Annotated in this window: 9 protein-coding genes and 1 pseudogene; 4 read left to right on the top strand and 6 right to left on the bottom strand. The window is 40.5% G+C overall.

The window, feature by feature from the left end; genetic code table 11:
* Nucleotides 1-266: 266 nt before the first annotated feature.
* Nucleotides 267-672: pseudogene (locus tag R2Q26_RS13810) on the top strand (IS110 family transposase); the annotation flags it as partial.
* 251 nt (nt 673-923) lie between these two features.
* On the top strand, nt 924-2,030 hold the full coding sequence (locus R2Q26_RS13805; protein ID WP_317536820.1) for a lytic transglycosylase domain-containing protein: 1,107 nt from the start codon (nt 924-926) through the stop codon (nt 2,028-2,030).
* Between the two features lie 190 nt (nt 2,031-2,220).
* Here the strand turns inward: R2Q26_RS13805 and rlmKL are convergent, their stop codons facing one another.
* The gene (gene rlmKL / locus R2Q26_RS13800; RefSeq protein WP_317536819.1) at nt 2,221-3,276 is read right to left on the bottom strand and encodes a bifunctional 23S rRNA (guanine(2069)-N(7))-methyltransferase RlmK/23S rRNA (guanine(2445)-N(2))-methyltransferase RlmL; all 1,056 of its coding nucleotides are present in this window, start codon (nt 3,274-3,276) and stop codon (nt 2,221-2,223) included.
* 1,227 nt (nt 3,277-4,503) lie between these two features.
* On the opposite strand from rlmKL, the gene R2Q26_RS13795 reads away from it, so the two are divergent.
* Nucleotides 4,504-5,358: an Hsp33 family molecular chaperone HslO gene (locus tag R2Q26_RS13795; RefSeq protein ID WP_317536818.1), complete on the top strand. Its 855-nt coding sequence runs from the start codon at nt 4,504-4,506 to the stop codon at nt 5,356-5,358.
* A 209-nt stretch (nt 5,359-5,567) separates the two neighbouring features.
* Here R2Q26_RS13795 and R2Q26_RS13790 read toward each other — a convergent pair whose 3' ends face one another.
* Entirely contained in the window at nt 5,568-5,759 is a 192-nt protein-coding gene (locus R2Q26_RS13790; RefSeq protein ID WP_317536817.1) for a hypothetical protein, read from the bottom strand.
* A 269-nt stretch (nt 5,760-6,028) separates the two neighbouring features.
* Here R2Q26_RS13790 and R2Q26_RS13785 point away from each other — a divergent pair, with 269 nt between their 5' ends.
* Complete coding sequence (locus R2Q26_RS13785) at nt 6,029-7,369, top strand: DUF3422 domain-containing protein (protein ID WP_317536816.1); 1,341 nt, start codon at nt 6,029-6,031, stop codon at nt 7,367-7,369.
* Nucleotides 7,370-7,574: 205 nt separating this feature from the next.
* Here R2Q26_RS13785 and pnp read toward each other — a convergent pair whose 3' ends face one another.
* The 4 genes from pnp to R2Q26_RS13765 form a co-directional block, all read right to left on the bottom strand.
* Nucleotides 7,575-9,680 (bottom strand): polyribonucleotide nucleotidyltransferase, encoded by a 2,106-nt coding sequence (gene pnp / locus R2Q26_RS13780; RefSeq protein ID WP_317536815.1) that lies wholly within the window; start codon nt 9,678-9,680, stop codon nt 7,575-7,577.
* A gap of 133 nt (nt 9,681-9,813) precedes the next feature.
* The gene (gene rpsO / locus R2Q26_RS13775) at nt 9,814-10,083 is read right to left on the bottom strand and encodes a 30S ribosomal protein S15 (protein WP_317536814.1); all 270 of its coding nucleotides are present in this window, start codon (nt 10,081-10,083) and stop codon (nt 9,814-9,816) included.
* Nucleotides 10,084-10,352: 269 nt separating this feature from the next.
* Nucleotides 10,353-11,786, bottom strand: a complete 1,434-nt coding sequence (locus R2Q26_RS13770; protein ID WP_317536813.1) for a HAMP domain-containing sensor histidine kinase — start codon at nt 11,784-11,786, stop codon at nt 10,353-10,355.
* 22 nt (nt 11,787-11,808) lie between these two features.
* Nucleotides 11,809-12,180 carry a response regulator gene (locus R2Q26_RS13765; protein ID WP_317536812.1) on the bottom strand — a complete coding sequence of 124 codons (372 nt, stop codon included), beginning with the start codon at nt 12,178-12,180 and terminating at the stop codon, nt 11,809-11,811.
* Between the last annotated feature and the right edge of the window lie 482 nt (nt 12,181-12,662).

Below are 12,662 nucleotides of genomic sequence, written 5' to 3'. Positions count from 1 at the left end.
TTGATCTGCCGAGATCTTTACCAACAGGTTACACCGCTTCCTTCTCCTGTCATACACCAGAAATGATCATAGCTCATCAAGATAGAGCCGATGCTAAGGATCTTTATAGAAAAATTTGTAAATAGCGGAGATGTGATGGACGCCTCCTCCCCACGGGGAGCAGGGGTAAGCGGTAAAGAATGAGGTAGCCCTTTGCGGACCTGACGGCATCTACGTGCCGAGGTGGAGATAATGAGTTCTTTCCACAAATGGACGAAAGGGCTAAAATGAATTTCACGACATACGGGTTGGATATTGCAAAGCGAGTTTTTCAACTGAATTGGGTGGCGCACGAGAGCGACGAGATTCATAACCGCAAGTTTGGTAAGCATGAACTGCTGGAATTCTTTGCGCAACGTGAAGCTGGACTGATTGCAATTGAAGCGTGCGGTAGCGCGCACTAATGGCGGCGCAAACTGATGGCACTGGGGCATGAAGTCAAACTTATCCATGTCAAATTTGTCCGGCTCCTTGTGCAAGACAACAAGACTGATGCGGCGGATTGCCTGTAAAACAGAAGATCAACAAGCAGCGATGCTGGCGCTGCGCCGGATGAGATTATCGCTGATCAAGTTCCGTGCCATGCAGGTGAACCAACTACGCGGCCTGCTCTACGAGTTTGGTATTACGTTATTTGATTTGGTAAATCAATCAAGGAATTATGAATCTCTTTTCATGATCCTATTTGTTATTTTTACTGGAAGTGGTTTGTTTTCAACTTTTCCAGATCGATAATTTTACTTATCATCCCTTCTTTTAGGAGACTCGAGTAAGTTATTTTGCCCGCGAGAGTGGCTATCCAGTAAATACTTTGAACTTAGCAGTAGCAGATTGCTAATCCGATAAGTCTCTATTCTTATTGAACAGCTTAGATCCTTATTCTAATGGGTAAAACGGCTAATCTCAGTAATTCTAAGTCAGACAATATAAAGTCAAAACCCAAGCGTAAGCGTAGCGTGATAGCGCACACCAACAAAGGGAGAGTCTGGAAATGGTTAAAAAAATACCAGTCCAGTGAATTCAAACGAAAACTGGTACTGCAAAGCATAGAAGTCCTTAGTCTGGGTGTGACAGTAGTTTTGGCCATCATGGTACTGTTAGGTTACTCCGCAAACCAGTTTTCAGGTACTAGTTTTTTCGGCAGCTTGCTACCATTCTCTATCGGCGTAGTCGCATTGATAGTGGCCGCTTCCGTTTTCTCCATCGGCTGGTGGAAACTGAGAAAAAGGCTGCAGTTTCATTCTGAATTATTGCCCCCCATTTTATCTTTTTCATTTGCCTTGCTGATTACCTGGTCTGTTATCTACGGACAGTTTACCCTGGCTTATGGAAATTTCCGTACTCTGATTGGAGGCAAGGAAGAAGCAGGCCGAATGGCAATCGCACATCAAGTATACGCAGCTTATCGCAGGCATAGTTCAACACAGCTGCAGAAAATGGTTAACCGATCTCAGGAATATCGCCAAGCCATCAAAGATGCAGCCGATGCTTTCGATATTGATATCAATTTGCTACTGGGTATCGCAGCAACAGAATCGTCTTTCATACCGAGAGATAGCAGTGACGGTGGGCGTGGTTTATTTCAAATTACCCAAGTTCCGAAAACGGCAGTCGCTCAAGTACTTAAACGTCTAAATGTCGAAAAAATCTCTCTGGAAAACCCCCGGCACAACGCCTTTATTGCTGCAGCTACATTTAAACGCTATTTTGCGGAAATGAAAGGCGATCTTTTTCTGACTTTGTTAGCCTACAATATCGGTCCCACCAACGGTGGTTTGCGTTTTATCATGCAGCAATACGGCGCTTCTGATTTCACAACCATTCAACCTTATTTACAAACATTGCCGCGCGACTATCCGATACGGGTATTATCCTACTCCTTGGCGTTTCGTCTCTGGCAAACAGAAGGTAAATTACTCGCTTACGAAGAAGGAAATAATGCTATTTATATACAACGCATCGGCATACCAGGATTGCATACCGGTTTGTAATTATTCAGCATAAGAAATCACTATTTATAAGTCCTTTGGGTAATCTTAACCAATGATTTCAACATCATGATTGGCATGTCTTAATGTAAAACCAGACATATTTAGTTTGTACGTTTGTTGCAGGGGAGGGGTACGAAAATCCATATACATATCCTTTATCCGTGCATCTTGATGATATGCAGGCACTCGTTCATCGAGAAATTCTCCAGCAATAATGAATTTTGGTATCGCGGGCGAAATCCAAGGGTACCATCGCTGCGCTGATATCTTCGATGATCAAATCTGCCAACGCTTCTTTATCCATTTTAAAACGGCGGAAATTGGTTGAGAAATACAATATTCCATCCGGCGCCAGCAACGCCGCAGCGTTGTGGATCATTTCCATGTGATCACTCTGGATATCGAAGACCTTGTCCATTTTCTTGGAATTGGAAAAAGTTGGCGGATCAAGAAAGATCAAATCAAAGTGCTGCTTTTGTTTTGAATCAGCCTGCTTGGCCAGCCATTGCAGGCAATCGGCGCGCACCAGCTTGTGATCGCCATGAATGTTGTTGAGGTCGAAATTTCGTTTCGTCCAATTCAGATAAGTATTGGACATATCGACAGTGACGCTGGCCACTGCTCCACCGATCGCAGCATGCACAGTGGCGCTACCGGTGTAGGCAAATAAATTCAGGAAACGCTTGCCCTTAGCTTGTTGTTGAATCAGCAAACGTATTGGCCTGTGATCGAGAAACAAGCCAGTGTCCAGATAGTCCGCGAAATTCACCCAGAATTTGCAGCCACCTTCTTCAACGATATAAAAGCGGCCTGAATCGCTATGTTTTTGGTATTGATCGGTGCCTTTCTGCTTGCGGCGTATCTTTAAAAATACTTGCTCAGCGGGAATTTCTAGCGCTTTGGTTATTTCTGCCATTGCTCCAGCTAGCCGCTGCTGGGCCTTGATGGGATCAATAGTTTTCGGTGACTCGTATTCCTGGACGTTGACCCAGATCTGCTCGCCTTGATAAATATCTATTGCCACCGCGTATTCCGGCAGATCGGCATCGTATAGTCGGTAGCAATGTACCTGATTCTGTTTGGCCCACTTGGTTAGTTTTTTCAGATTCTTGCGCAAGCGATTGGCGAACATTTCCGCCTGACTGTCAGACTGGTTGGCTTGGACACAGCAGCTAATCTGCCTGATGCGTTCTTGTTGGGATTTGACTTTAGGTTCAGAAAAAGCCTTTTCCAATTTATGATGCATTATACTATCTACAAAAACAAAAAAAGAGATTCAGGGTAAGTGATTTATCTTCTCCTAAAACAAAGTAGTTTTATTCTGTCAAAGCATGAAATTGCTCTGCAAAAAATTGATAACTTATTGTTTCTTCTCATTATCACTTGGCTAGCCAAAATGAATTTGGCTGAAATATCCGATACTGACTCAACTGCACTAATGCAATAGAACCGCACTACCACGAATGTTCAGCTTGTCACAGTATCTTCAATAGATCATTTGGTACAATATAGTCGAAACCTTCAAGACTGAATACATTCATGAATTAACCAGTTTTAGTCAATATAAATGGCTTCGATTCTCACTTGCCTACAGTGCCTTTCGTAGCAGCTTCTGGCAGAACTTGATAATGGATCCAGCTTGAATCAATTAATATCCTTTTTCTATCCAGTCTTTCCAGCCATATTGCCCACACAGTTCAGTAAGCATGCCGCCAGAGGAACGCCATGTAAGGAATTTTTAAGTTATAGTATTTCTTACCTTCATGACCTGGGTCATGCAAGGTATTGTCTGGTTAATAGGTAATCCAGAAAATCCATTATACGTCTCGCATTCGCTTAGGTGTGAAACAATTGAAATATTTTCCATACAGAATACTGCAATGAAATAGCCGGCACCAAAATTAGAACCTATCGCAAAATTATGAATCGTTCGTCTAGATTTGGAGCGGAGTTTTGCATAAAAATGTGGCAATCAGTGTCGAAAGCTCGTTCGTAAAATTTGATTAAAATTTTTGAATTAAGAAAAAAAAGTGGGATCAGAATTAATTGAGCTTTGTCTCTACGTATTTTGCTGGATATATTTGATTAATATTATTTATCTTCAGCCGTATTGATCTAGTCAGAGATAAAATTATAATTATGAATTCTGAAATATAAATTTATCTATTTGGATTATAAAACATTTTTAATATTATGAAATAATCCACAATTTTTTTAAATATATTCATAGTGTCAATTAAATTCGTCTTAACATATAACAAAATTACAACTAATTGATTACAATAATAAAAATTATATGTCTAAAATTTAATCGAATTAGAAAATATTATTACAGATAATCATCTTAGTATCAGTATATACAAATTACTCACAAACTTATCCACAGAAATTGTGGACAAATATTAATTTGATTAATGAAATTTAAAATTACTAATTTTATAGATTCAAATAGCAATGCAAAGGAATTATCAAAATGAACAACTATGTACAACGTTTTCTATTGGAAAATCTAGACATACGGGGTGCAGTGGTGCATCTGGACAGCGTATGGCAGCAAATGCTGCAAAATCGGAATTATCCGGCATCTGTTGTCCAACTGCTTGGAGATATGAGTGCTACCACGCTTTTATTAAGCGGTAATCTCAAGCAGCTTGGACGCCTAACTGTGCAGCTGAAAGGTGATGGTCCAGTTCCCATGTTGGTCATTGATTGTAATGAAAGTCTTCATTTGCGCGGCATGGCTAAATATGCGCCCCAGGTTGCAGCGCAGCCAGTACCTGATTTACTGGGACATGGTCAACTTGTGCTGACCTTGGATATGCTGTCCATGCGCGAAGCTTACCAGAGCATTGTGCCACTCGATGGCGACACGATTGCCGAAATATTTGAACACTATTTCAAGCAATCTGAACAACTTCCATCACGTTTATTCCTAGCTACATCAGATAATGCCATTTTTGGTATCCTGTTGCAGAAGCTACCCACTGCCGATCAGCAAGATCCCGATGGCTGGACTCGTATAGAGGCGCTTGCCGCAACCGTGCAGGATCAGCCAATATTCAAACTGGCAGCTGAAGAAATTCTCACTCGCTTGTTTATGGAAGAAACCATCCGCGTCTTCGATGCTCAGACGGTCAGCTACGGCTGTCGTGAAGATCCAGCCAAAATCTATAATATGTTGCACTCCCTAGGCCGTGCGGAAGTTAATGCTATTCTGCAGGAATGTGGCGAAGTTGTCGTGCATGACGACATCTGCAATCGCGAATACCGCTTTGACGCGCTAGCTATTGACGCAATCTTTCGCGAAGCCGGGCCGACGTTACATTGAGATCACGTACTACGGGTATATTCTCAATCAGCGATGAAACGTTATTATGCTACAACGTTAAAAACTTACCAGCGGCATGAGCAACACCGCTGGTATGGTCAAAGGTGGTTAAGAGTCCCAAGAATTAAAAGGACGCTGAGCAGATTACATACCAGATCATAACGGTGCGATCACGAGAGTATTTTATTCCTCTACATCGATATTCACAGTTATTCATTCACACCGATATCGGGTGGCATCGGTGGTATTTCCGGTGGCATGTTTGGGGGCAGTTCTGAGGGTGATTCGGGGATCTCGTCTGGACCGCCCGGGGGAAGGCCTGGCGGTATTTCTTCGGGTGGTACTTCGGAAGGAATGTTGTGCGGGATTTCCGGCTCACCAGCGTGATGGGATGTACGCATGTTGATCACTTGAGTATTGGGTTATTACATTGTATTTGATTATATACTTTTACTGCTTATTAAAAGATCAACATATGTATCTCAGATACAAAATCTAATAAAGTGGCACAGCAATTGACTGAAATGCATTCCAAATTTTCTGCGTATTTTTATATTTTACACTGCATCGAAGATGCCTATTTAAATAGAAGACATCGAAATATTGCTTTAGCCGATATCGTGGTAATCTTTATTTTAGATTTTCATAAATTTTAGAGATACTAAACGATATGGATTTTTCTCCTTTGGTTTCACAAACGATTATTAATAAACATGCTTTGCTCAGAAAGCATCCCCTAGGTATTCCTGAATACCCTGAACGGCAGGATCTTCATACTGAGCTTAATGCAGATGTTTATGAGTTGGTGAGTATTCCTGCACAACTTTCGCATTTGGTGCTTTTATCTGATCGACAATGGGTCGATCAAGAACGCCAATTAATAGTTCAACTTTGTCATCGTTATGGCATTTTGCCGCCTAATACTCACTTTGACCAATTCAGTGCCGAATTTGGTGAGTTTCGTTTACGGTGGGAGCGCCATACCGAATATTCTACGTATACGGTTTATTGTAAAGGTCCGTTCGATATTCCTTTTGCTAGACCAGCTATTACCTATGTGCCTCAAGATTGGTTAGCCAGCTTGCCCGGTGAAGTGTTGGTTGCTACGCATATTGCATTGGATGATCGATCTCGTCCTAGCCGTAGCCTAAGTGAATTAGCAAGTCTATTTGCATCAAACACCGTCATTGGCTCCAAAGTGTCGGGGGGGAGTGCCAGTGTTTGGAGTGACAATCAAATTCACGCAGATAGTTTTAGTCGAATCTTGATTCATGATGATAATCTACGTAGTCGTCAGGTTGGGAGGTTGGTGCAGCGTTTGCTGGAAATTGAGACGTATCGTATGTTGGCAATACTGCCGTTGACGCTAACGCGTAGGATAATTCCTCAGCTGGAGCGTTATGATGATCGCCTGGCGGAGCTGATTACTGGTAATGAATTGACCGGGATTGAAGATGAGCAGCATTTACTAGGTGAATTGACAAGGTTAGCCTCGGAAATCGAAAAAATCTCTGCCCAAACTAGCCATCGGTTTAGTGCATCACAGACTTATTACGCTATCATGCAACAACGTATCGTTGAATTGAGGGAGGAGCGTATTGAGGGGTTGCAGATGCTTTATGAGTTCAGAAAACAGCGAGTGATTTCAGCAATGGGAACTTTCGACCTGGCTCGTTCTCACCTGGAGACTCTTTCTTTACGAGTAACACGCGCTTCATCCATGCTACGTACACGCGTCGATATTTCCATGGAATCACAAATTCGTGATTTATTGAAATCCATGGATAATCGAGCACATTTACAATTACGCTTACAAGAGACTGTTGAAGGATTATCGGTTGTCGTGCTGAGCTACTATTTGCTCGGTATAGTAGGTTATGGACTTAAGGCAGCAAAAGCTGCAGGATATGCTATTAATGTCGAATTAATCACTGGCATTGCGATTCCAGTAGTACTCTCGATCGTTTATTTCGGAGTAAGGCGCTTGCGCCAGAGGGTGAAGAAAAAGTAATTAAGGTATTTGATATTTGCCGCATCATTCCTTTGGCTATTTTGTCGATATTTATCTCATGAGCAGATGGATTGCAAATATTCTGAAGCGACTAGAAGATCTTAATTGATCGAAGGTACAAAATAAGCGTTACCTTGTATTCGTTTCAAACATGACAACGCTTATTTTTGTAAATTCGTTTAGGTTAGATTGAGATTAAGTTGTATTAAGAAGCACTCTCTGTTTCGGCTTCAGTAACTGCTTTCATACTTAAGCGGAGCCGGCCTTTATCGTCAGCTTCCAGTACTTTTACTCGAACAGTCTGGCCTTCTTTAAGGTGGGTAGCAACGTCTTCAACGCGCTCATGAGCAATTTGAGAAATATGTAATAAGCCGTCTTTTCCAGGCAGTACACTGACAATTGCACCAAAATCCAGGAGTTTCAATACTACACCTGTATATATCTTACCTACTTCTACTTCTGCGGTAATATCCTCGATACGTTTCTTTGCAAGCTCGCCCCCCTCGCTATTGATGCAGGCAATCGTGACTGTACCGTCATCGCTTATATCTATGGTCGTATTGGTTTCTTCAGTTAGGGCACGGATTACTGCGCCACCTTTACCGATAACATCACGAATTTTCTCAGGGTTGATCTTAAATTTGATAATGCGTGGAGCGTGTGTCGAGATGTTTTCCCGGGTTGCAGGAAGAGCTTTCTTCATGATATCCAGGATATGCAAGCGGCCCTCTTTAGCCTGTAGCAAGGCTACCTGGATAATTTCTTTAGTAATCCCTTGGATTTTTATGTCCATTTGCAGTGCTGTAATACCTTTCTCAGTACCCGCCACCTTGAAATCCATATCTCCCAAGTGATCTTCATCACCAAGAATATCGGTCAACACGGCAAAGCGATTTCCTTCTTTAATCAGTCCCATGGCAATGCCTGCCACATGGGCTTTTAAGGGAACTCCTGCATCCATCAATGCAAGGCATCCTCCACAGACCGAAGCCATGGAGCTGGAGCCGTTAGATTCCATGATTTCGGAGACTACCCTTAACGAATAACCGAATTCTTCAGCTGAAGGAAGCACTGCTTCCAATGCACGCTTTGCGAGACGACCATGGCCTATTTCACGTCGCTTTGGCGTACCAACGCGTCCAATTTCTCCTGTAGCAAAAGGGGGCATATTGTAATGAAGCATGAAACGTTCTGTATATTCCCCCTGTAAGGTATCAACTTTCTGCTCATCGCGTGCGGTTCCTAATGTGGCCACGGCCAGAGCTTGTGTCTCGCCGCGTGTAAATAATGCTGAACCATGTGTTCGTGGAAGTACTCCATGGCGTATCGAGATAGGACGCACAGTCCTTGTCCCGCGTCCATCTATACGCGCTTCTCCATCAAGAATTTGAGTACGAACAATTCGAGATTCGAGTTCAAAGCCAATTTCATTGACTGATTGTTCATCAGGACCTCCTTCTGTACCTACACCTAATTCTGTGGAGACTCGTTGCCAAATTTCTTTAATCGTTTCGTTTCTAACTTGCTTTTGTTTTAATTGAAATGCATTACGCAAATCTGCTTCTGCCAATTGCGAAATTCTTTCAGTTAATACCAGATCTTTTTCAGTTGGTTTCCAATCCCATGCAGTAACGCCAGCTTCATCAACAAATTCATTAATGACATCAACAACTATTTGCATTTGCTCATGACCAAACATAACAGCACCCAGCATGATCTCTTCAGATAATTCCATTGCTTCTGATTCGACCATTAAAACCGCTTGCTGTGTTCCAGCTACAACTAAGTTAAGCTGAGTTTGTTTGAGTTCGGTGGTAGTTGGGTTAAGTACATATTCATTATTAATATAGCCAACGCGGGCAGCTCCAATAGGGCCATCAAATGGAATACCCGACAGTACTAGCGCAGCAGAAGTACCAATCATTGCCGCTATGTCAGCATCCACTTCAATTTCGGCTGATAAAACTGTTGCAATAACCTGTACTTCATTATAAAAGCCAGCAGGAAATAATGGCCGAATAGGACGATCGATCAATCTTGAAGTGAGTGTTTCTTTCTCGGAAGGACGCCCCTCACGTTTAAAGAAACTCCCGGGAATACGACCTGCTGCATAGAATTTTTCTTGATAATCAACGGTCAACGGAAAGAAGTCTTGCCCAGGTTTGATATTTTTATCTCCGACGACGGTAACCAATACGACTGTATCATCCATCGTAACCATTACTGAGCCATGAGCTTGTCTCGCAATTTCTCCGGTTTCCAAAGTAAGTGTATGGCGACCGTAGGTAATACTTTTCTTTATCAATTTCAATTAGCAATCCTTCTTTATTGATGTAATCATCTTTGTTTGATTGGCTATTTCCCTGCTCTATAACCTATTTTATTGTTTAATTAAACGATTACTTAAAGTTTCTTTGAACTAGGGAAGAAAGCTAATAAATTAATTATTTGCGTAAACCAAGGCGCTCAATTAGCGCAATATAACGATCGTTGCTCTTGTTTTTTAAATAATCAAGTAATTTACGTCGATGACTTACCATTTTAAGTAAGCCGCGGCGGGAATGATGATCTTTGACATGTGTTTTGAAGTGATTGATCAAATCGTTGATGCGAGTAGTCAAAAGCGCCACCTGTACTTCAGGAGATCCGGTATCTCCTGCGGCTCTTTGATAGTCACGCACCACCTGGGCTTTTTGCTCGATTGTGACTGTCATATAATTAATTTTCTCCAGTTTTGTTAATTAACCTATTTTAAGAACCCAGAATTTTACCCTTTAATAGGTTATTTGTCCAAAACTTACAAAGCGTTGGGTGTGAGATACATTGAAGAGAATCTATAACCTTCTTGATAATTTGGATAAAACACCATTCTGATAGAATTCAGAGTAACCAGATTTTAAAATCCATAAGAGACAATATAAATTTTATCTGTTTTCTGCTTAATTTGCTTATCTTTGGTGTAAAGCATCAATACTCAAGATCGTTATGATTCTCCTGCAGAGATTCGTATATTTGGGAAAATTACAGAAAAAGCTGTCCCCAAGCCTGGGTCACTGGTAACTTTAAGTTGGAGATTATTGTTAACTGCAGCAATTTTAACTAGCGATAAACCAATACCACTGGATGATTGGTTATGCATTACTGCTCTTGGAGAATAAAAGTACTCGTTAAAAATATTCGGTAAATCCTTTGCTTCAATGCCGATTCCATGATCAGAAATTGTCAAAATTGCAGAATTATCTGGCAATTTAACAATGGAATTAATATCAACCGCTGCATCATCATAAGAATAAGTAATCGCATTGGCAATGATATTTTCAAACAATATTTCTATCTGATCCGGAATGCCCCAGGCAAAAAAATTTTGGATTGATAACTTTATTTCAATATTTCTTGCTGTTGTTACGGGTTTTAATTTATCAATGCATTTATAAATTGTTGCTGAGATATCAACATATTCCATTGCATCGTTATTACGTCCAGCTGTTTTTAGTCGTTCAAGTTTAAGTACATCCAGAATTAAATTAGACATACTATGCCCGCGTCTATCAATTTTGGTTAGCACTTCTTCTATCTCAGACGAAACATGTCCGCAGTATCCTCCTTTAATCAAATTAATTTTGCTTCGAATAGCATCAAGTGGTGCTTTAAGTTGATGTGTCACAAGCATAGCGTACTGATCTTTTGCAATTTGAGCTTGATTAATTTGTTCATAGGCATCACGGAGATATTGTTCGTGTTTACGAACAACCAGTGTAAGGCGTGAGACAACATACCAAACAATAAAAAATAAAGTATTGAGTGCAATCATCCATACCAGAGCTCGACCTTTTTGTAAGCTCTCATTCGAGAAGTGCGAGTCTATAAGAATTGATTGTGATACCTGAAAGAACATTTGGTTTTCAATAAGTAAAACAATCGTGTACATCGCAGAAACTATGATTGCGACGAATAAGCCTTCCAACGCTGAGAAAAAGATACATGCTAAGGCAATATGAAGAATATAGAAGAAGGGAGCAGGGGTTGTGGTACTGCCAACATTATGCACGACTATTGATAAACACAATAAATCAACAATAATCTGCACCCAAATATTGATTGAAGGTGAGTTAAATTTTGAAGGCTGACAGAAATCCAATGCATAGATATAGGCAAAATTGGCAGCACTCAAAATGACTGAAAGGACAAGCGGCCAATCTTGCTGGTTCCTAATTCCTAGTTGGGTAAGTGCATCTGATGCTATTAGAGCTACGATTTGAAAAAGAATTAGTGCACCAATCACAGCCCATCGGAAAATGGTAAACCAGCGAATATTATCTATTAATATTTCATCACTTAATTTTTGTCCACTTTCTTTTCCTCCTGCCAAGATAAATTGCTGTTTAGGCGCGTTCCAAGAGAAATCGGCAGTAGCCATGATTGGTTACCCTAAGAAACGCTCAGCTCAGGCGGTCATGAACAATGGACAACAAGCCTGATGGCTCAATAGGTTTCTCAATAATCCAGATCCATTTTTCTGACTTATTTTCAAAATAAGGCAAAATCATATCGCCAAGTGAAGTCAAAAAAATTGCCTGCATTCTAGGGAAACGATTGTGTAATTCCACATATGTAGTCAGGCCTGCATCCATGGATTCAACCATTACATCAAGAATAGCCAGATCAGGCACAATGGAAGGATTACTTAGTGAGTCAATAAAATCTTTCGCTGTTTGATAACTATCAACTTCATATCCATGCGCGCTTAAGATATGATGAACAGTATCTCGGATATCGGGATCATCATCAACGTGGGCAATTCTTTGTCTCATATAAACCTCCTTTGTTCAATCAAAGTAACAGTTAATGTCAACAGACCTTGGAATGATAAGTCCCATCTTGATCCCTGGATTTTTGTCTTATCTATGAATGCTTATGCCATTAATAGAATAGTTACTATCAAGCAATTCATAAAAATAGGTTGTAAATTTTAGTTACCCTCATTCTTAAATCTCTCGCGGAAAAAATACTACACTGTGCTGTTCTCAGTAAGCAAGAAATTTTGATTAATATATTTCAAAACTAGAAAGTTATTATTTTTTGAACAGATAATTTAAAATTTTGTATTAAGATGTGATTAATATGTGAAAGTTTCCACATTAAATTAATATTGAATATTACTGTTAAAAATTGCGATTTGAATAATGATTATCACGTAAGCATTTATTTCTGTTTTTTAGATAGAAAAATTGTAATTGACCAAACTATATTCATCGTTGTTCACAGATAAGAAATAAATAACGGAATAATGGAT

Origin of the sequence: Nitrosomonas sp. Is37, from assembly GCF_033063275.1 — a bacterium.
Taxonomy (GTDB): domain Bacteria; phylum Pseudomonadota; class Gammaproteobacteria; order Burkholderiales; family Nitrosomonadaceae; genus Nitrosomonas.
This window is presented reverse-complemented; position numbering and strand designations above follow the sequence as displayed.

Coding starts and splice junctions, on each gene's coding strand:
- R2Q26_RS13805 (WP_317536820.1), top strand. CDS start 924: ATGGGTAAAACGGCTAATCTCAGTAATTCTAAGTCAGACAATATAAAG.
- rlmKL (WP_317536819.1), bottom strand. CDS start 3,276: ATGCATCATAAATTGGAAAAGGCTTTTTCTGAACCTAAAGTCAAATCC.
- R2Q26_RS13795 (WP_317536818.1), top strand. CDS start 4,504: ATGAACAACTATGTACAACGTTTTCTATTGGAAAATCTAGACATACGG.
- R2Q26_RS13790 (WP_317536817.1), bottom strand. CDS start 5,759: ATGCGTACATCCCATCACGCTGGTGAGCCGGAAATCCCGCACAACATT.
- R2Q26_RS13785 (WP_317536816.1), top strand. CDS start 6,029: ATGGATTTTTCTCCTTTGGTTTCACAAACGATTATTAATAAACATGCT.
- rpsO (WP_317536814.1), bottom strand. CDS start 10,083: ATGACAGTCACAATCGAGCAAAAAGCCCAGGTGGTGCGTGACTATCAA.
- R2Q26_RS13770 (WP_317536813.1), bottom strand. CDS start 11,786: ATGGCTACTGCCGATTTCTCTTGGAACGCGCCTAAACAGCAATTTATC.
- R2Q26_RS13765 (WP_317536812.1), bottom strand. CDS start 12,180: ATGAGACAAAGAATTGCCCACGTTGATGATGATCCCGATATCCGAGAT.